Origin of the sequence: Croceicoccus naphthovorans (assembly GCF_001028705.1) — a bacterium.
Taxonomy (GTDB): Bacteria; Pseudomonadota; Alphaproteobacteria; order Sphingomonadales; family Sphingomonadaceae; genus Croceicoccus; species Croceicoccus naphthovorans.
The window spans coordinates 22,632-42,045 of record NZ_CP011772.1; the positions used below are offsets into that span (position 1 = coordinate 22,632).

Annotated in this window: 23 protein-coding genes; 15 read left to right on the top strand and 8 right to left on the bottom strand. The window is 60.0% G+C overall.

Annotated elements, in window-relative coordinates; translation table 11 throughout:
- Positions 1–33 precede the first annotated feature (33 nt).
- Positions 34–1,026 (top strand): IS481 family transposase, encoded by a 993-nt coding sequence (locus tag AB433_RS18705; RefSeq protein ID WP_047824599.1) that lies wholly within the window; start codon positions 34–36, stop codon positions 1,024–1,026.
- Positions 1,027–1,029: 3 nt separating this feature from the next.
- Entirely contained in the window at positions 1,030–1,155 is a 126-nt protein-coding gene (locus tag AB433_RS21600) for a hypothetical protein (protein ID WP_260182011.1), read from the top strand.
- 280 nt (positions 1,156–1,435) lie between these two features.
- Here AB433_RS21600 and AB433_RS18710 read toward each other — a convergent pair whose 3' ends face one another.
- Positions 1,436–2,362, bottom strand: a complete 927-nt coding sequence (locus AB433_RS18710; protein ID WP_047824601.1) for a LysR substrate-binding domain-containing protein — start codon at positions 2,360–2,362, stop codon at positions 1,436–1,438.
- 114 nt (positions 2,363–2,476) lie between these two features.
- Here AB433_RS18710 and AB433_RS18715 point away from each other — a divergent pair, with 114 nt between their 5' ends.
- From AB433_RS18715 to AB433_RS18750, 8 genes are all read left to right on the top strand, one after another.
- The gene (locus AB433_RS18715; protein WP_047824604.1) at positions 2,477–3,346 is read left to right on the top strand and encodes a pirin family protein; all 870 of its coding nucleotides are present in this window, start codon (positions 2,477–2,479) and stop codon (positions 3,344–3,346) included.
- Between the two features lie 83 nt (positions 3,347–3,429).
- Complete coding sequence (locus tag AB433_RS18720) at positions 3,430–4,110, top strand: hydrolase (protein ID WP_047824606.1); 681 nt, start codon at positions 3,430–3,432, stop codon at positions 4,108–4,110.
- A 72-nt stretch (positions 4,111–4,182) separates the two neighbouring features.
- Positions 4,183–4,821: a YceI family protein gene (locus tag AB433_RS18725; protein WP_221403571.1), complete on the top strand. Its 639-nt coding sequence runs from the start codon at positions 4,183–4,185 to the stop codon at positions 4,819–4,821.
- On the top strand, positions 4,818–5,099 hold the full coding sequence (locus AB433_RS18730) for a GNAT family N-acetyltransferase (RefSeq protein ID WP_047824608.1): 282 nt from the start codon (positions 4,818–4,820) through the stop codon (positions 5,097–5,099). The genes AB433_RS18725 and AB433_RS18730 overlap by 4 nt, the downstream gene beginning before the upstream one ends.
- Positions 5,100–5,136: 37 nt before the next feature.
- Complete coding sequence (wrbA, locus tag AB433_RS18735) at positions 5,137–5,736, top strand: NAD(P)H:quinone oxidoreductase (RefSeq protein WP_047824610.1); 600 nt, start codon at positions 5,137–5,139, stop codon at positions 5,734–5,736.
- 24 nt (positions 5,737–5,760) lie between these two features.
- On the top strand, positions 5,761–6,639 hold the full coding sequence (locus AB433_RS18740) for a pirin family protein (RefSeq protein WP_047824611.1): 879 nt from the start codon (positions 5,761–5,763) through the stop codon (positions 6,637–6,639).
- A complete protein-coding gene (locus tag AB433_RS18745; RefSeq protein ID WP_047824613.1) occupies positions 6,636–7,601 on the top strand; it encodes a quinone oxidoreductase family protein in 966 nt (321 codons plus the stop codon). The genes AB433_RS18740 and AB433_RS18745 overlap by 4 nt, the downstream gene beginning before the upstream one ends.
- Positions 7,598–7,951, top strand: a complete 354-nt coding sequence (locus tag AB433_RS18750; RefSeq protein ID WP_047824615.1) for a GNAT family N-acetyltransferase — start codon at positions 7,598–7,600, stop codon at positions 7,949–7,951. Before AB433_RS18745 ends, AB433_RS18750 begins: the two co-directional genes overlap by 4 nt.
- Positions 7,952–8,016: 65 nt before the next feature.
- Here AB433_RS18750 and AB433_RS18755 read toward each other — a convergent pair whose 3' ends face one another.
- Positions 8,017–8,352 carry a hypothetical protein gene (locus tag AB433_RS18755; RefSeq protein WP_047824617.1) on the bottom strand — a complete coding sequence of 112 codons (336 nt, stop codon included), beginning with the start codon at positions 8,350–8,352 and terminating at the stop codon, positions 8,017–8,019.
- 118 nt (positions 8,353–8,470) lie between these two features.
- Between AB433_RS18755 and AB433_RS18760 the strand changes: the two genes are divergently transcribed.
- Entirely contained in the window at positions 8,471–8,890 is a 420-nt protein-coding gene (locus AB433_RS18760; RefSeq protein ID WP_047824620.1) for an OsmC family protein, read from the top strand.
- Positions 8,891–8,915: 25 nt separating this feature from the next.
- Here the strand turns inward: AB433_RS18760 and AB433_RS18765 are convergent, their stop codons facing one another.
- The 5 genes from AB433_RS18765 to AB433_RS21105 all read right to left on the bottom strand — a co-directional run bounded on the left by AB433_RS18765 (position 8,916) and on the right by AB433_RS21105 (position 14,800).
- Positions 8,916–9,869 carry an alpha/beta hydrolase gene (locus AB433_RS18765; RefSeq protein WP_047824622.1) on the bottom strand — a complete coding sequence of 318 codons (954 nt, stop codon included), beginning with the start codon at positions 9,867–9,869 and terminating at the stop codon, positions 8,916–8,918.
- A gap of 157 nt (positions 9,870–10,026) precedes the next feature.
- Positions 10,027–10,311: an RrF2 family transcriptional regulator gene (locus AB433_RS18770; protein WP_082135088.1), complete on the bottom strand. Its 285-nt coding sequence runs from the start codon at positions 10,309–10,311 to the stop codon at positions 10,027–10,029.
- A 74-nt stretch (positions 10,312–10,385) separates the two neighbouring features.
- A protein-coding gene (locus AB433_RS18775; protein ID WP_148650901.1) for an IS3 family transposase occupies positions 10,386–11,755 on the bottom strand; the annotation gives its coding sequence in 2 pieces (ribosomal slippage) (positions 10,386–11,405 and positions 11,408–11,755; 1,368 coding nt in all).
- Between the two features lie 52 nt (positions 11,756–11,807).
- Complete coding sequence (locus AB433_RS18785) at positions 11,808–14,264, bottom strand: bifunctional diguanylate cyclase/phosphodiesterase (RefSeq protein ID WP_053059308.1); 2,457 nt, start codon at positions 14,262–14,264, stop codon at positions 11,808–11,810.
- Positions 14,265–14,542: 278 nt separating this feature from the next.
- Positions 14,543–14,800, bottom strand: coding sequence for a hypothetical protein (locus AB433_RS21105; RefSeq protein WP_218916974.1), 258 nt, complete (start codon positions 14,798–14,800; stop codon positions 14,543–14,545).
- Here AB433_RS21105 and bla point away from each other — a divergent pair.
- A complete protein-coding gene (gene bla, locus AB433_RS18790; RefSeq protein WP_375782405.1) occupies positions 14,784–15,815 on the top strand; it encodes a class A beta-lactamase in 1,032 nt (343 codons plus the stop codon). The two genes, AB433_RS21105 and bla, sit on opposite strands and share 17 nt — an antisense overlap.
- Before the next feature lie 760 nt (positions 15,816–16,575).
- Positions 16,576–16,929: a hypothetical protein gene (locus tag AB433_RS20240; protein WP_156170932.1), complete on the top strand. Its 354-nt coding sequence runs from the start codon at positions 16,576–16,578 to the stop codon at positions 16,927–16,929.
- 649 nt (positions 16,930–17,578) lie between these two features.
- Here AB433_RS20240 and AB433_RS18800 read toward each other — a convergent pair.
- The gene (locus AB433_RS18800) at positions 17,579–17,971 is read right to left on the bottom strand and encodes a hypothetical protein (RefSeq protein ID WP_138921583.1); all 393 of its coding nucleotides are present in this window, start codon (positions 17,969–17,971) and stop codon (positions 17,579–17,581) included.
- A 241-nt stretch (positions 17,972–18,212) separates the two neighbouring features.
- Here AB433_RS18800 and AB433_RS18805 point away from each other — a divergent pair, with 241 nt between their 5' ends.
- Together AB433_RS18805 and AB433_RS18810 are read left to right on the top strand one after the other, a co-directional pair.
- Positions 18,213–18,488 (top strand): hypothetical protein, encoded by a 276-nt coding sequence (locus AB433_RS18805; RefSeq protein ID WP_039859059.1) that lies wholly within the window; start codon positions 18,213–18,215, stop codon positions 18,486–18,488.
- A gap of 148 nt (positions 18,489–18,636) precedes the next feature.
- Complete coding sequence (locus AB433_RS18810; RefSeq protein ID WP_007016032.1) at positions 18,637–19,251, top strand: hypothetical protein; 615 nt, start codon at positions 18,637–18,639, stop codon at positions 19,249–19,251.
- Positions 19,252–19,414: the final 163 nt, after the last annotated feature.

Genomic DNA, 19,414 nt, shown 5'->3' on the forward strand with positions numbered 1-19,414 from the left:
TGCATTATTCAGTGTCAGCTGGAAGGAAGCACTATGGGCCAGGTTCTCCATGGGAGCGCCACAACGACTAAGGCAGTCCGTCGAGCGATACAGCATAGTCAAGCGAGCTTGAGGACGCTGGCCAAGCGCTACGGGATCAACCAGAAGACCGTCGCCAAGTGGAAGAAGCGGACCGCGACCGCCGATCTACCGACCGGCCCGAAGGTCGCGAGATCGACCGTGCTGTCGGTCGAGGAGGAAGCGGTGATCGTGGCCTTTCGCCGGCACACGCTGCTTCCGCTGGACGACTGCCTCTATGCCTTGCAGGCCAGCATTTCGCATCTGACGCGCTCTTCACTGCATCGCTGTCTCCAACGCCACGGCATCTCTCAGTTGCCGAAGATCGAGGGCGACGCGCCCAATAAGCGCAAGTTCAAGAGCTACCCGCTCGGCTACTTCCACATCGACATTGCCGAAGTCCGTACCGAGGAGGGGCGTCTATACCTGCTTGTGGCCATTGATCGCACTACCAAGTTCGCCTTTGTCGAGTTGCACCAAAAGGCCACCCGTCGGATCGCCGCTGACTTCCTGCGTCACCTCGCCGCCGCGGTGCCCTATAAAATCCACACCGTGCTCACCGACAATGGGACGCACTTCACCGACCCCACGGGCGATGGCTGGACGCCCGGCGATATCAAGAAGATGCAGGCAGAGAACCAGCGCTTCCTCTGCCATGCGTTCGAGTTCGCCTGCGCCGAGCTGGACGTAGACCATCGGCTGACAAAGCCTCGGCATCCCTGGACCAACGGTCAGGTCGAGAGAATGAACCGGACGATCAAGGACGCGACGGTCAAACGCTACCACTACGACAGCCACGACCAACTCCGGCAACACCTCGCCGACTTCATTGCCGCCTACAACTTCGGTCGACGTCTCAAGACCCTGAAGGGCCTCACACCATACGAAGCCATCTGCAAAGCGTGGCTCCGAGAACCACACCGATTTACGTCAGATCCGACCCATCAAATCCCGAGACCAAACATCTAAACTTTGGCAGCCGACAGCAGGGGAGCGGAAGCCGTATTTCGTATCGGTTCGCTCACCACCAGCTATGTTCATTTCTGCTTCCTGTCCGCACCCGTTACCGTCGCGCGGATCTTCACCGACAAGGTTTGAGCGAACAGGTCGCACTATGGCGCGGGGGCAGTGTTTGGCCCGCCGCCGCGCCTGATCTTAACACCTAGCAAAATGGCGACGAAGCGGATGTTGTCTCGTTCCGCGCGGTGGTATTGCGCTGAATATCGTGGCCAGATTCTGGCCAATAACTGCCGTCCGGTATATTTGAGCATGACTCCGACATCGAACAAGTCGTAGCTGGTGCCAACGCAATCGCAATTACGGTGACCTATGCCGAGGCGAGGCTTTGAATGAGCATCTAGGCGGCCTAAGAACGGCGCTAACCCGTACCATGCCGATAAGGCTGGCAATCACCGGCGAGATGATCGATCAACGCGCGGACAGACGGCAGCATGCCCCGGCGCGGCGGGAAGATGGCATTGACCGTAATATTGGGGGACTTCCATCCGGAAAGAAGTTCGATCAGTCGCCCTTGGGCAATGTCGTCAGTGGCCATCAGATTGGGCATCTGAACTATGCCGATGCCTGCAAGAGCCGCCGCGCGGATGGCGGGCAGGTCATCGCTGACCAGACGTGGTGTGAAGGGAATGTCCACGGTCGCGCCAGTTTCGTCGAGCAATGTCCATGCATGAGGGGCGCCATTGGCCTCCAAGACTGGCTGGCCTACGGCAATACCGGGGTAGCGGGACAGGTCGACCGGATTTTCAGGTAATCCCGCTGTCTTGAGCAGCTCTGGCGAGGCAACAAGGCACTGGCTGACTTCACCCAACTTGCGCATCACGAGGCTGGCACTGTCCACCTTAACCTCGCCGGTGCGGATGACGAGATCGAAGCCCTCACCGATCAGATCCACTGGTCGGTTGTATGCTTTCAATTCTATCTCGACCCTGGGAAATGCCGCCATGAACTCGGCAATTGCCATACCCATGCGATAGGTCAGCAACCCCGGCGGGCAGGTAACGCGGATCAGGCCGGCGGGTTCCGCCTGCACCGAATCGATCGCCTGCTGCGCGGTTTCGGCCTCTACCAGCATGGCAAGGCAATGCTGATAATAGGTATGCCCGATATCGGTAATAACGAACTTACGTGTAGAGCGCTGGATCAGCCGCACGCCAAGCCGTTGCTCCAGCCCGGCAATGCGACGGCTGAGTTTGGACTTCTGCATGCCCAGTGCGCGTGCGGCGGGCGCGAAGCCGCCATGGTCCACGACTTTCACGAAATAGGCGAGATCGTTGAGATCGAACATCGTCCTGTTTATGAGACAGTCATTCCTGTTTGGCAATCTACCTATAAAACTGTCCTGTCCATATAACTCTCCATGACAGCAACGGCGTGAGTCGCTTGCGAATGGAGACAGGCAATGAAGACCGTTCTTGGACGTTACAGCAATCCCAACCGTCACTGGGTCGGCGATGGCTTTCCGGTGCGCTCGCTCTTTTCCTACAATACGCTGGGCGCGCATATCAGCCCGTTCCTGCTGCTCGATTTTGCCGGGCCGCATTACTTCGAGCCGGCCACGAGCCCGCGCGGCGTCGGGTCGCACCCGCATCGCGGCTTCGAGACCGTGACCATCGTTTACGAAGGCGAAGTTTCGCACCGGGATTCCACCGGCAAGGGCGGCACGATCGGACCCGGCGATGTCCAGTGGATGACGGCGGCGGGCGGTATCCTGCACGAGGAGTTTCATTCCGAAGGCTTCACGAAGTCCGGTGGTCCGTTCCGCATGGTCCAGCTGTGGGTCAATCTTCCTGCGAAGGACAAGATGAGCGATCCCGGTTACCAGTCGATCACCTCGGCCGACATTCCCGTTGTCTGCCTGCCCAATGACGTGGGCAAGGCACGGATCATCGCTGGCGAGTTCGAAGGGACGAGGGGCCCGGCGACGACCTTCACGCCAATCAATGTGTGGGATCTGCGGCTAGCGGCAGATGCCGATCTGACGCTCGACTTGCCCGAAGGCCACACTGCGGCGCTGGTGGTGCTGTCCGGCCATATCACTGTGGCCGGCAGCCAGGAAGCGGGCGAAGCGGAAATGGTCCTGCTGTCGCGTGAAGGCGAGGGTGTGAGCGTGAGGGCCGACGGTGATGCCACTGTGCTGGTCCTCAGTGGTGAACCGATTGACGAGCCTATCGTCGGTTACGGCCCCTTCGTGATGAACAGCGAGGAGGAAATCCGTGCCGCCGCGGAAGACTTCAACAGCGGACGCTTCGGCCAGATGGCTACGGCGTGACCGCAGGGGAGAGCCGGCAACAGCCCCCCGTCCGGCTCTCCCCCACTTCTTCACGCGGGGCACATATGAAGAGGAGATATCCCATGTCCCAACCTGCAAATTTCAACGGCGCGCGCCCGGTGATCGATCCCGATGACGCCGCGATGCTGCTGATCGATCATCAAAGCGGTCTGTTTCAGACCGTCGCCGATATGCCGATGCCGGCACTGCGCAACCATGCAACCGCGCTGGCCAAGATGGCGACGCTCACCAAAATGCCCGTCATCACCACTGCATCGGTGCCGCAGGGCCCCAACGGCCCGCTCATCCCCGAAATTCACGCCAATGCGCCTCATGCCAAATATGTCGCGCGCAAGGGGGAGATCAACGCCTGGGACAACCCGGAATTCGTCGATGCGGTCAAAGCCACGGGCCGCAAGACGCTGATTATTGCGGGCACCATCACCAGCGTATGCATGGCCTTCCCGGCGATCAGCGCGGTAGCCGAAGGCTACAAGGTATTTGCCGTGGTTGATGCCTCGGGCACCTATTCCAAGATGGCGCAGGAAATCACGCTGGCGCGCGTGGTGCAGGCCGGTGTTGTGCCGATGGATACCGCGGCGGTTGCCTCCGAACTGCAACGCACCTGGCACCGCGACGATGCGCAGGAATGGGCACAGCTCTACACGCTGATCTTCCCGCCCTATCAGTTGCTGATCGAATCCTACGCCAAGGCGCAGGAGGTCGTGACCAACAACGAGCAGCTCGATTCCGCGCGAGGCTGATCGTGCTCCCGGCCTCGCCAGGCAAATGGCGGGGCCGGGCTGGCGCCTCCCCACCAGCGAAAGGATATGAATGTGATACGACTTTCCATTGCCACCAGCCTTGCCCTTGCGCTGATCGTCACGCCGATTGCGATTGCCGCACAGGCGCAGGATGCTTCGGCCCCGTCACCCGTCGTGAAAATGGCGCTGCCGGTATCGGGTATCTACCAGATCGATCCCACGCATACGCAAGTGCGCGCGACCTGGAACCATCTGGGCTTTTCGCGTCCCGGCGCCACCTTCGGGCACGTCGAGGGCACGATAACGCTCGATGCCGTCAACCCGGCAAAGTCGAGCGTATCGGTGCAAATTCCGATTAGCGGCGTCGATACTGGCGTGCCCGCGCTCGATGAGCATTTCCGGTCGGCTGACTATTTCGATGCGGTAAAATATCCCCAAGTGACATTCGTCAGCCGCTCGGTCAATTTTACCGGCCTTGGCACCGCCTTTAGCGTCGAAGGCGACCTGACCATCAGGGGCGTGACCAGGCCGATTGTGCTGCAGGCCACACTGAACGGCGCCGGGATGCACCCGCTTGCAAACGCCCCTGCCGTCGGATTTTCGGCAACGACGCAAGTCAAACGTTCCGATTTTGGCATCAATGCTTTCGTGCCGATGGTCAGCGACGAGATCGATCTCGTCATCACCGCCGAAGCGACGCTGGCGCCATGACCGTTCGCCACGAACCCGGCGCCAGTCGTTTCATACTCAATATTGATGGCAGCGATGATTCCGCGATCGCCTGGTATCAAACCGACCCTGAAGGCAACCTGCTCATGACCCATACCGAGGTCCCGTTCGCGGCTTCGGGACAAGGAATCGGCTCAAGGCTGGCCCGCGGCCTGTTCGACATCGCACGGAAAGACGGGCTGCGGCTCGTACTGCGTTGCCCGTTCCTGGGGCAATGGTTCGCCCGGCATCCGGAATATAGCGACGTCGTAGCCGGATAGACGATTTCAGTTCACCGAAGTACAAAGGTTTCAAATAATGTCCAAAGTTCTCGTTCTCTATTATTCTTCCTATGGCCACATCGAAACGATGGCGCACGCGATTGCCGAAGGCGCGCGTTCCGCCGGGGCCGAAGTGGACATCAAACGCGTTCCTGAAACCGTGCCCGAAGAGGTCGCGAAAGGCGCCGGCTACAAACTCGATCAGGCCGCGCCCGTCGCCAAGGTGTCCGACATTGCCGATTATGATGCGATCATCGTCGGCACCGGCACCCGGTTCGGGCGGATGTCCTCGCAGATGGCGGCCTTTCTCGATCAGGCGGGCGGATTGTGGGCCAGCGGCGCGCTCAACGGCAAGGTGGGCGGGGCCTTCACCTCGACAAACACCCAGCATGGCGGACAGGAAACGACGCTGTTCTCGATCATCACCAATCTGCTGCACTTCGGGATGACCATTGTCGGCCTCGACTATGGCCATGCCGGGCAGATGCATGACAAGGATCTGGTAGGCGGCGCGCCCTATGGCGCCACCACCATCGCTGGTGCCGACGGTAGCCGCCAGCCCAGTGAAATCGACCTTGAGGGCGCACGCTATCAGGGCCGCCGTGTGGCTGAAGTGGCGAACAAGCTGTTCGGTTGAAGCAAACGAAGAGGAGCCGGATCCATGACCATCGAACGCATTATCGACAGACGTACGCACGACCTGGGCGGCGGTTTCGTGGTCGGAAGGGTTCTGCCCTTCCATGCGCGGCGCATGGTGGGGCCGTATATATTCTTCGATCACCTCGGCCCGCTGGAACTGGCGCCGGGCATTCCGAAGGATCTCGATGTCCGGCCCCACCCGCATATCGGTCTCGCCACCGTGACCTATCTCTATTCCGGCCAGATCACGCACCGCGATTCTCTGGGTTTCGAACAGGAAGTGCGGCCGGGTGAGGTCAACTGGATGGTATCGGGCAGCGGCATCACGCACAGCGAACGTCTGGAACATGCGCGCGCGAACGGCGCTTCCATGCACGGCATTCAGGCCTGGGTCGCCCTGCCGGACGACGCGGAGGAATCCGATCCCAGCTTCGATCATCTGGAAGGTGATGATTTGCCGGAATGGAGCGAAGGCGGCCTCAAGGGGCGCCTGATCGCCGGCGAGGCCGATGGCATGAAATCGGCAGCGCGCATTCACTCGCCGCAATTCTACCAGCATTGGGAGATGCAGGCGGGAGCACAGCGCGGCGTGACATCGGCCTATCCCGAACGCGCGGTTTATTGCGCAGCGGGCGAGATCGAAGTGGATGGAACCGTCCTTGCTCCGGGGCAGATGGCAGTCCTCGATGGCCGCAGCGGAGGCAAGGTCGTAGCAAGTCAGCCATCGCAGGTCATGGTGCTGGGCGGCGAACCGATCGGCGAACGCTTCCTGCTGTGGAACTTTGTCTCTTCGCGCAAGGAACGGCTCGAACAGGCGGCAGAGGACTGGAGGGCGGGGCGCATGAAACTGCCCGATGCCGATAATCAGGAATTCATCCCATTTCCGGAAAAAGGCAAGTGAAGGCGGCTGTACTCGACGTACTGGGGCAGACGCCCACTTATGCGGAGTTTACCGAACCGGACGTCCAGCCTGGCGAGCAACTGGTCCATGTCCGCGCAGCGGCGATCAAACAGCTCGAACGCCTCATCGCTTCGGGTAAGCACTATTCCAGTCCCAGGAGCTTGCCGATCGTGCCGGGCCTCGATGGCGTCGGCAAACTGGAGGGTGGCCGCCGCGTCTACTTCATGGCGCCGCGCCGCCCATATGGGGCCATGGCCGAGCGTGCACCCGCCAGCCTGACCGTGCCGGTGCCCGTGGCCTTGAGCGATGCCGTGGCCGCCGCCGTGGTCAATCCGGGCCTTGCCGGGTGGTTGCCGCTGGTCGAACGCGGCAGGATGCAGCCAGGCGAACATGTATTGATCCTGGGTGCGACCGGCACATCGGGGCGAATGGCCGTCGCCATTGCCCAACATCTTGGCGCGGGCCGGGTGATTGCCTGCGGGCGGCGTCAGGATGTGCTGGCCATGCTGGGCGCGGACGCCACAATCGATCTTTCCGCGCCCGAGGATCAGATCTCGGAAGCTTTCGCCGGCGAAATCGATCGCGGACTTGGCGTGGTCGTCGATTATCTGTGGGCTCGTCCGGCCGAGCTGCTCATCGGCCAGTTGGCCCGGCCCGACGTTCGTTCCAGTACCGGCGACGCCACCCGCTTTGTCACCGTGGGCCAGATGGCGGGGCCTGACATTACCCTTGCCTCCAATGCGCTACGCGGATCACGGCTCGAGCTGATCGGCAGCGGGACCGGCAATTTTCCACTTGGCGGTGCGATGAAGGCGGCGATCGGCGCTGTGTTCGACCTTGCCGTAAACGGCAAACTACCAATCGTCGTCGAGCAAGTGCCCCTGGCCGATGTCGCCAGTGCATGGGCGGCTCGGGCAGACCCGGATTTGCGAACCGTATTGACCATGGGAGAGCCGGCATGAGCGAGATAACGCTAAGCAAACAGGATGATGGCCGCCACGGACGCTATGTGGCGAAAGTCGCGGGGATTGACGATGAAGCGGAACTGACTTTCACCCATCGCGGCCCGGGCCTCATCAGCGCCGATCACACCGGCGCGCCGGAAATCATGCGCGGCAGCGGCGCTGCCGCCGCTCTCGTCGATTATCTGATCGCGGACGCTCGCAGAAACGGGTTTCAGATCATCCCGCTGTGCCCCTATGTCCGCGCCCGTTATGAAAAGCACCCGGACTGGCAGGACGTAATGACAGTAGGACCAGGCGAAAAGCCCCGGATTCCCGCTCCCGGCAATTCCGGAAGGCATCCGGATTGAGCTGCAGGCAGACCAATTGGGGCGGCCCTGGAAGGTTCGGTCAGCCGGTCCGGTGAAGCGCTTGGTTACTTTTTGCGCTTTTCGATGATGTACTTGTCGTTGAATTCGCCATCCAGTCTGGTCGTACTTTCGACCGATGCCTCGTCTGTGGCAGAATTGTCGTCTCGTTCTGCCATGATGCCCGAAGCCTTGTTGGACCGCGTCGTATTATGATTTGTTGGCGCTGCATTTTCGCCAGCTCCGGTTTCCGGCCCAGCAGGACTATTTCCGTTTTCGCTCGCAGCGATCCCTGATGCCTTGTTGGATCGGGTCGTGTTGTGGTTGGCCGGATCGGCTGCGAGAGCCGGAACCGTGAAGCTGGCGATGGCGACCCCTGCGATCAGACAACGAACAAGCTGCATCTGGTGTTTCCCCTGTAATTTCTAATCGTTGTCACTCTTGAAATAAACCAACTGAACTATCGGTTAACTCCTTCAGGGATTTGTGTGCTTCCGTCGAGAACCAGGAAAGGGAACGTATATGGCGCAAAAGATTGTGGCCAACGTCAGCGATGCACAGGGCAGTCCGCTCGCCGTCGCCATCGAAGTGTCGGGTCATCATATCATGGGCGACGAACCAGTCGACCAAGGCGGCAAGAATCTCGGTCCATCGCCGTACGACCTGCTCACCGCCGCACTTGGTGAATGTACCGCCATGACAATCCGCTGGTATGCGGCACGAAAGGGCTGGTCGGTGGAGCATGTCGATGTTCAGGTTTCGCACCGCAAGACGATGAAGGCTGGTACGGACCAAATGATTGACGAATTTCACAAGACAGTTGCGATTACCGCGCCTGATCTGACCGAGGAGGAGCACACCAAACTGATCGAGGTTGCCGGCAAATGTCCTGTCCACAAGACATTGACTGGCACGATCAGTATCGTGACCGGGATTGGCTGATTGCCAAGCCGCTCAGGAGTAGTCTCTAACTGCGCAGCAACCGCGCCAACCAGGCATCACGTGCCGCCAGACAGGAGCGTGCGATGTCGGTCTGCGGAGCAACGTCGTAGAAGCCGTGAAACGCGCCGCCCCAGACGTGAAGTTCACATGTGCCTCCTGCCGCCCATATCCCTTGCGCAAACGCGACAGATTCATCGCGGAACACTTCCTCGGAGCCAACATCGATAAATGTCGGAGGGAGACCCGACAGATCACTCTCACGTGCTGGTGCACAGGCCGCGTTGACTGCATTGGCGCCGCGCTGCTCTCCCAACACGGCATCCCATGCGGTGCGGTTGCTGGTCCGGTCCCAGATACCGACGCCGTCGTGCCGCAGGGTTGAAGCAGTGGCGTCGCGATCGTCCAGCATCGGGCACTGCAGCAACTGGCCTCGTAGCGCGGGGCCACCGCGTTCACGCGACAGCAGCGTGGTTCCTGCAGCGAGCCCGGCTCCGCCACTGCCTCCGAAAATGACCAAAGGCTCGGAATCGATACCGAGCTCGTCCACCGCGTTCGCCATCCAGCATAGTGCGGCATAACAATCCTCAACGCCGTATGGTGCGGGAAACTCTGGGGCCAAGCGATATTCGACAGTTACGCAAACCGCATTGTGATCCAGCGCCCATGCGACAGCTGGCGCCATGCCGGCGAAGCGGTTGCCCATGATCATTCCGCCGCCATGGATACACAGGATTCCGGGGGCGCGCGCGGACATGCCTTTTGGCCGGATCACCGAGGCCTGGATTTCATCGTCGTTGAAACCGGGAAGGATATGGTCCGTACAATCGACCGGCGCATCTCCAATCAGGTCCTCGCGCGTCGGTGCGCTGAGCTTGCGGAACCGGGGCAAGTCTTCGAGCGTCATGCTTCGCGGCACGAACCCGTCGAGGGTAGGGAGGATGGCGGCGAGTTGACTGTCGTAATGGTTATCTCTTGACATTCACGAACCTATACTTGGCATGCTCCCTAGCGCAAAGCCATCGACGATTTTTGGCACCATCGGGCCAAGGAATTTTTACAAACCGAAACAAGTTATTCGGTGTGATCCATTCGGAACCTATGCAAGTGCCTGCGCTCGCAACGCTTCGAAGGCGCTCTCAGGTTGTGCCGACACCGATAGGAGACTGGCGGTTGATCAGGCGCCGCATGGCATCCGCATCGGTCAAAAGGTCAGCGATGGTGAAGGAATCGAATACCGCCATCATCGCCTGCATCCCCTTGGCAAGGACTCCGGTCAGCCCACAGGCAGGAGATAGCGCGCAACCCGAGCAATCCGCGAGCTGAAACCCTTCCTCAGTGTGACGTATCACTTCTCCAACACCGATCTTGTCCGCCGGTCGTGCCAGGCGCATGCCGCCACCACGTCCGCGGACGGTTTGGATTGTTCGTCGTCAGAACATTCGGCACAACTCGCGGCGTAGATTAGCGGAGTGCGGGCCTCGTCTGGGGGTTGATGTTAGGCGGCGAGCTTGCGGTGCTGCAAGCGCCGATATTCGATGGTCTGTCGCTTGATCCTTTCTCGTCGTTCGATGATGGCCGGGGCCCTGCCGAAGTAGGCGTCGGCGGGCGTCACGTTATTTAGGCTCTCGTGATAGCGCTGGTGATTGTAATGTTCGACGAAGGCCTCGATCTGGGCTTCGAGGTCGCCGGGCAGGAAGTAGTTCTCCAGCAGGATGCGGTTTTTCAGGGTCTGGTGCCAGCGCTCGATCTTGCCCTGGGTTTGCGGGTGCATGGGAGCGCCGCGGACATGGCTCATTTTGTTGGCCTCGATATATTCGGCCAGTTCGCCGGCGATGTAGCTGGGGCCGTTATCGCTGAGCAGCCGGGGCTTGTGCAGCACCGTGGCGCTGTCACAGCCGGAAGCCGCCAAGGCGAGGTCCAGCGTTTCGGTTACATCCTCGGCACGCATGTTGGTGCACAACTTCCAGGCAATGATATAGCGCGAGAAGTCGTCGAGCACGGTCGAGAGGTACATCCAGCCCCACCCGATGATCTTGAAGTAGGTGAAGTCGGTCTGCCACATCTCGTTCGGGCGGGTAGTCTTGGTGTGGAACTGATCGGCGGCCTTTATCACGACATAGGCCGGACTGGTGATCAGATCGTGCGCCTTGAGCAGGCGGTAAACCGTGGATTCCGATACGAAGTAGCGCTTCTCGTCGGTGAAGCGCACCGCCAGTTCGCGGGGGCTGAGATTGGTCGCGTCGGCTTCCAGCGCCATTTCGATGATCTGGTTCTGGATGTCGTCACCGATGCGGTTCCACACGCGGCTCGGCGCCGATGGCCGATCCTGTAACGCTTCCGGCCCGCCCCCAAGATAACGGTCATACCAACGGTAGAACGTCCGGCGGGCGATGCCGAGCTTGTCCAGCGTGCGTTTGGCGGGCAGGTGCGACTGCTCGACGATCCGGATGATCTCGAGCTTTTCGGATGCGGGATACCTCATTCGTCGTCGCCCCCATCCGCGATCATGCTTTTTTTCAGCAGACGGTTTTCGAGTGTCAGGTCGGCCACGCATTCCTTCAGGGCACGCGCTTCGCGGCGCAGATCCTGCACCTCGCCGGTGGTCGCGGCACGGGCAGTGTCGCCCGCCAGGCGGCGCTTGCCCGCTTCCATGAACTCCTTCGACCAGGTGTAGTACAGGCTTTGCGCGATGCCTTCCTTGCGGCACAGCTCGGCAATGCTGTCCTCGCCGCGAAGGCCTTCAAGCACGATGCGGATCTTGTCCTCGGCAGAGAAGTGCCGCCGGGTCTGCCGCCGGATATCCTTCACCACCTGCTCCGCAGGGGCCTTCGACGGCGATTTTGAATAGGAGGATTTGGGCTTCATCTTCGTTCCTTCGTCACTACGACGAAGCCCAAATCCTCCTTAAATCACAACCTCAAATCTGTGCCATTGGTGCTGACGGCGGACACGTGACCCCAAGCGCCTTTATCTGACGAAGCACATGGAGCGCGCGCAGCTTGTCCGAGATGATCGCGGTTTCGGTGATTTCGAGTTCGAGCCGGCTGGCGGGCAAGCTCGATTCTAGTAGTGCCTCGGTCACGATTTCAACGAGATCGACTGCCATAAGCTGGATCGACGAAATGTTGACGGCAACACGCCAGGGTTCGGGCCAGCCAGCGGCTTCACGGCAGGCATTTCGTAGCACCCACTCACCAATCCGGACAATCTCTCCGCTCTCTTCCGCGATTGGTATGAACTCTGTGGGCGGAATCCAGCCATCGCGGAGATGTTGCCAGCGTAGCAGCGCTTCGTACCCGATCACCTCTTCGGTGGTCACGGACTTCTGCGCCTGGAAGACCAGGGTGAATTCATTGCGAGCGATGGCATCGCGAAGATCATTCGCGAGCACCCGACGTTTACGCGCGGCCTCGTCCATGCCTTCCTCGTAGTAGCACGCGACGCGACCGATGGTGATCTTGGCCCGGTACATGGCGAGGTCCGCATTGTTCTGGACATGCTCGCGCGTCTCACCATCCGTCGGATAGACGGCGACGCCGATGCTGGCGCTAGTGTGAACGGCGAGCTCGTCAAGTTCGATGGTGGTCGTTAGGCAGGCCTCGAGGCGGTTCACGAACTCGGATAGCTCGGCCTGATCCCCGAAAGGCTTGAAGGCGGCGAACTCGTCTCCGCCGAAACGGGCGAAACACTCGCCATCGGCAAGCATGGCCTTTGCCTTCTCGGCGGTCATCGCTAGAATCTTGTCGCCGGTCGCGTGGCCATAGGTGTCGTTGATTTCCTTGAAGCGGTCGAGATCGATCCCGATCACGGCAACCTTGGTTTCCGTGCCTTGTGCGCGGGTAATTTCATCCTCGAGGCGGTCTATAAAATTCAGCCGGTTTGGCAGACCGGTCAGGCCATCGTGCAAGGCCATGTGCTCGATATGGCGTTCAGCACGATAGCGTTCGGTGATGTCGTCAAATGTCGTGATCCATCCTCCGCCTTCCATAGGTTGATGAGCGATCGAAAGGATGCAGCTTTCGGTGAAGGGAACAATGAGGGCACCTCCGCTCGGCGAGAGAAGACAATCACGGTGCCGCTGCATCACTTCGTGCAGCAGCGCGGCCGGAACCGGCCCCCCCGCGCGTTGTTCGAGCCCGCAGCGGAAGACATCTTCAAAGGTTGTCCCCGGAGGGCATTTGTCGGGTGGAACCTCGAATATCTCGCTTACGCGCGAGTTGCTCATGATAAGCTTTTCATCCGGGCCGAACATGCAGAGACCGTGCTGCATGTTGGAGAGGGCGGCGTCCAGGCTCTGGGTCAGGGCAACCAGTTGATCCTGATCGCTTTTGAACCGCGACATGTCGCGCATGAATTTCGCAAATCCGTGACACACTCCCGCTTCATCGTAGACGGCCTCGATCGTGACATGTGCCCAGAAGCGGCTTCCGTCTTTGCGATAGCGCCATCCCTCTTCGTGGTATTCGCCATGTCTGCGCGCTTCTTCGAGAGATTTCGAAGGCAGACCGGCTCGCCGTTCTTCCGCGGAATAGAAGCGGCAATGCATGATGCCGATGGCCTCCATTGCAGTGTAGCCCTTGAGTCGTTCAGCCCCCGCATTCCAGGTCACGACGCGGCCGTCGGAATCGAGCATGAAGAGGGCGCAGTCGCGGATACCCTTCACGAAGATATTGAACTCACGTTCGGTTTTACGCAGCGTCGTGCGTGCCTTCGCGCTAACCAATGCAATCACCGCCGCGAGCGACAGCGTGGCAAAGGCCATCCCGGCAATCGTCAGCGCCAGCGATGTGGGCGACAATAGCATGGTTCGAATGGCGCCTACGGGTGCCTGGACCAGCTGAACTCCAGCCATGCCCGTAAAGTGCAGCAGCAATATGGACACGATGACAAGCAGCGCGGCCTTGGTGGCGCTTGCGCCACACTGCTGACTCAAGGCCAGCTTCAATGCGGGTGCTATTGGCAGGATGGCGAGCGGAACCGATGCCAGGACATAGGATGTGGACCACATGAACGTCCCTGCGAACCGGGCAGCTTGCATTCCGAGATAGTGCATGGCGGCAATGCCAATGCCGATCACGATCGCCGAGATCCAGCGTTGGGACCATCGGGGCGAGCCCAGCGCGATCCGAAAGCCGAAATATGTGGCGCCAATTGCAACCAGTAACGAGGCGATGGTGGGTGCCGCGGCATAGACGATCGGCAGTCCCGGATTGTATCCGAGCATGGCGACGAAATGCGTCGCCCAAATTCCGAAGCCGCTGACGATCCCGGTGACCTGCAGCCATTTGGCTCTTTCGCGGGAATCGCTGTCGCGCGCTTGCCGCAGAAGAAGTACCGAGACTATCGATGCCGCGACACAGATCAGCAGCGCCACTGCCAGAAATCGGGGGTCGTGTTCGTCACGTATACAGTAAAGCAGCCTGGGCATCACTGCTAACCGCTAGCGAGCACTGCCTTGCCGAAGACCTAATACACACAGATATGAGTGCTATTTGAATATGGCATCGTTCGCAAAGGCTGGCAGCAGCGTGTGCTACCCATAGTGCGCGACATCGCAGCATATCCACAACTTCGCCTTTCTAGGACGCATCGGTTGTCTCAGACATCTGAGGGCGTCGCGGTAGGCGCCGGTTGATCGTCCTGCAGCGCGAGCTATCCTCGCTTCGGAAAGGCGGCCATCTGCGGCCTGATTTGTGAAGCGAGTATTTGCCACGTGCCAAATGCCGAAAGGGCGGCTGATGGGTGCAGGGCGGAGGCGCCGACTGAAAGGTTGGGAGAGAATGTTTCCACGCAGTGCGGAGTTTTGATGATTTCAGGTGTTTCAGGCAGGTCGTTGGTTGCGATGGTTATAAGTGCTGCAGTGCTTGCTGGCTGCGTCAGCGGCGCGAAGATCGTGCCGCCCGCGCGCAAAGCACCGTACGGGTCGGATGGAGCGCGGATGTCGGGCCATCGCTCGATGCAGACCTCGCAAATACCGTCGGATCCCGGCTTCCGCCGTCCGCCCCCGGGTCTAAACGATCGTATATTTCAGCTATGGCGAGCCTTTCCGGGCAGGACGGGGATCGCCGTGCAGCGCGTCGACGGCGAGTGGGCTATCGCCCAGCGCGGCGGTGACCTGTTCCCCCAGCAGAGTGTTTCGAAGCTGTGGGTAGCACTCACCGCGCTTGATGCGGTGGATCAGGGCCAGCTCAGCCTCGACCATGACGTCCGCATCGGACCCGGCGATCTGACCCTGTTCCATCAGCCGATCGCCGCCCGCGTCCGTTCCGAAGGTTCGGTAACGATGACTGTTCGCGATCTCATCGAAAGTGCGATCACGCAAAGCGACAACACGGCGAATGACAGCCTGCTGCGCTCCATCGGCGGGCCCGATGCCGTGCGAAGCTTTATCGCCCGAAAGGATCTGGGACCCATTCGTTTCGGACCAGGTGAGCGGCTGCTGCAGTCAGGAACCGCTGGGCTGACTTGGCGGCAGGCTTATTCGGTCGACCGCTCATTTCAGCGAGCGCGCGCCGCGCTTCCCGAGGCACGGCGCAAGGCGGCGATGGATGCCTATCTAGCTAATCCGGTCGATGGAGCGACGCCTTCGGCGATCGCCAGCGCGCTGACCCGGCTGGCGCGTGGTAGTCTCCTCTCCCCGGAATCGACCAGCTATCTGCTGGACGTGATGAGCCGGACCCGGAGCGGGCCGAAGCGGCTCAAGGCGGGCCTGCCGCAGGGCTGGAAATTTCTCCATAAAACCGGGACCGGGCAGAATTTTCGGGGGATGACCGCCGGCTACAATGACATCGGCATTGCTACGGCGCCCGATGGGACGCGCTATGCCATCGTCGTGATGCTGCGCGATACGACCGCCACGGTGCCCGCGCGCATGGCCCTGATGCAGGCCGTGTCGGGCGCGGTCGCCGAATTTCACGGGCGCTAGACGACGAACTGGCGGCTGGAGGTCGTTGGAGGAAAATACCGCCTTCGTTGGCGCAGTTGCTGACGTTGTTTCGCTCAAGCAGATTTGCGAAGTGCAGTTCTTGCGAGCCGCGAATGGGACACCGGGGCTGCATGAACGTATCGGTTCGATCTCCTCCAGAGACTGGCCTTGCGCTTTTTCCAGGGCATGGCATCCACGTCTGGAAAATCCTTCAGGGCTGACAACGTTAGTTTGCTGCGCTAGCGCAGCAAAACCATGCCTATGGGATTGAACAGGTTACAGACGATCTGGCGCGGCGTGACGCTTGCCGTCCTGCTTGTCGTTTCCTTGCACACGATCGCACCGATTGACCTGTCCGTTGGACCGCAATCCGGTTCGGCCTTCAGCGCCTTTACAGGCGATGTCGCCCTGGCCTGCAGGGAACAGACAGCCTCACAACAGAAATTGCGCTCTGACAAGCCCGAGCCACCTGTGCTCGTGCTTCCGACACGCATTGCTCTGGATTCCGTCAGCTTCAATCCGGACTCTGAAGTTTGCTGGCAAAGTCCGAGGGGACCGCCTGTCGGACCGCGATCCCGATATTCTCCCCTCAATCCCAGAGCGCCGCCGGTCGCATAAGCCGTCGCTCCCGTGATCGATGCACGGGATTGTTGTTGTTCGCGCGAACAACGCATTGCGGAAATGCCATGCGGACGATTGCCTCGTTCCGGTAACGGCTGTCGCAACCGCGCTACGGCGCGAGTTTGCCGAACCGGGCCCGGTGCTGGCGGCGATCCGTACATCTTCCGCATTCTACGGAAATGCAAACAAGATGAATTGTATCAAGGAACATGCCGCCGGGGCAGAAGCGCGCCGGTTGGAGATTGAGCGCATGATTGCGCGTTATCCGGAACTGGAAGGTGAGGAATTGAACCGGACGCTGAGCTATCTCAAGCGCGAGGCGTCCGCCATGGATCAGGCGATGATCGCCTCCAATCCCGATATCATGCGGCAATACCGGCAACTAAGCCGCGATCATTACCTCGACCGGTTGCGCCCGTCGCAGCTTGCCCTCGCCACGATAGTCGCGTTGGTGATTGTCGTGGCTCTCATCTTGGCGGTGATTTTGCTATAGTGGCGTCGGCTATACGGGCAATCGTCGCGTGCCAAAGGGGACCGTTCGATTTGCCCGTATGGCGAATGACCCGCAATCGACATTCGATGGCTGCCGGCTGCTGAGATCACATGCACTTGCACGCTATTGTGCCTATGTTCCGTCATGCCGGCTACAGTCCGTCAGGAGCCTGGCGTTTTCGGGGCGTGTGATGCCAAGATGTGCTTGCGTCCAACAGGAGGTGCCGGCTGTCGGGGCTCTTGCGGACATTCCGGCAAGGCGATCGATGGACAATTCTGGATTGACGCCGGAAGCATGTGATACCGGCCACCGCGGCCGATCCTGGAAACGCCAACACCTCCTGCATCCGATAAAACGGGATAGGATGGGCGCAGACGCTGACACACTGACGGGACCCGGCTAAGGGATCAGCATGGCTTTGCTCTGCCTTATCGGTCGTCACAGACCCTCGATGTCCTCGATCACGCGCGGCAAGAATGGCGGCTATGCAGGCCTGTGCGATGGCTGCGGTCTACCGCTTGAACGGGCGGAGAAAGGACCATGGCGGGCCAGCGAACCCCTGACATCTCGCCAGCGTTAGACCGTTTGCGACATCGGTAGATTATCCGCTCTCTTGTTTCTTGCCGTTTCCTGACAACAGGATACCAGGTCAGTTGCAGGGCAATGTCGGGCAAGGATCGGTTTCGTCAATGGGGTCCAGCGTCGTGTCGAGATCGTGCGGCAGCTTTCTCAGCTTCTTGCCCTTGAAGGGCCAAATGCGCTGATTGGCATCCTCCGTATCGTCTGCATTGCCACCGCCCGAGCCATCCGTCGCCGCCTGAGGGGCTTTGTAAAGCGCATTTTCATGGGTCGTTCCGGAGGCCTCGTGCAGCGGGTTCTCGCCGGATTTTCTCGTATCCGTCTCAACGGGTTCGGACTGGACCGCCTGAGGCTGGCGCCTATCCGGTTCAGCCGTCTGCGCATTGCTGGCGGCTGTAAACGCCATCGTGCCCGCTACGATCATACCCGCGAACCGGGCTGTCCTGTATGAGCGTGTGACCATTGGTTCCCTCTCCCTGTCTGGCATAATCATCGAGGCGTTCACTTATCATCGCGTCAACATGAACTGCGCCCTAATGCACGGTTGGCGATGATGCAGATGCGTGGATCATGGAGGGCTCACGTTGTCTTCGCGCTGGCGCCTTTCATTGCCGGTCTATTTGGCATGAAAATCGGTATAATATTAGCATGTTTTAGCGTAATGGCCGCAAGCAACAAAATTTGGAAGCAGGAAAATCAGCGTCATGCGCAGCGATAGGCAGCAATCAGCGCGACAACTCCGACGTATGGTCAAATGGATCATTATGGCAGGCGTCTTGATGGTCGTCGGCGCGCTTCTCTATCTGCGAGCAATGGATGCATGGAGCACCCATGCCGTTATCGCGACGGTTCTGGGTGTGTTCCTCTCCGTCCTTCTGGGCTGCGGATTGTTCGCGCTGGCTTTCTATAGCGACAAGAGCGGTCACGATGAGGACGTGAGCAATACTACGTCAAAACGCAATGATGAGCATGACGTGTGATGTCTCCTTGGAAGCGCTTAGCAAAAACCGACGCGATTGACGTGGACCTGACGATAATGGGCCTATCCTCGCAAATTCAGGGGTTACCACTGGAATCCCCTACGGAAACTTCTCGCCGGAGGGCAGCACCGGGATTGCTGACGAGGACGTGGCAACGCTCGATTCCGCGACCAAGGTAGACTGGTCACGGCTCAGTTTTGGCACCGCCTATAATCTCTTCGAGAGTAGTGAAGCCTTTGCGGAAATAGCACGTTTCGTGCTGTCCGGCTATGTCGATGTGGAATTGAGCGACACCGACATCAGAACCGCGCCGACCGGCACCTGCACGGTCGAACGTTTCGCCTTCAGCTTCGACCAGGCCCGCGTTCACGACCTCAAGGAAAGAACGTACGGGCTTGGCCTCAAGATGGAGTATGCAATGTCCCTCGCCGAGAGGCTGGGTCTGAAACTGAATGTGGAAATCGGCCCTTACCTCTATGATTTCAAACGAGAAATAACCGAGACCGACCGGTCCAGCTTTATTCTCCCGCTCGACAATGAGTTTGCGCTGAACTCCACCGAAAGCGATAGCGGCGTCGGTCTGAGGGCACACGCCCTACTCAAGCTTGAATATGATCTCGGCGGCGGCTTTACCATCGGCGCCGCGGGCTCCTATGCCTGGCGCTCGGACGGGCGGGGCGTCTTTGTGCCTAAGTCCGGCGTCAGACCCTTGGCGGACAAACGACCATGCTACGCCGGGAGGAGCGCGATGAATTCGGCGTGAGAGTGATCCTTGAGATCCCGTTCGGGGGGTCGAGGCTCGCCGCCGCGGAGGCCGTCCCGGCGGTGTCAAACCTTGAGAGGAAAGCGGCAAGGTGGCCCCTTGCTGAGCAATAAACCCAATGACAAACTGTAATATCTCCTCATAGTTGCCGTTTAGCCTCCTA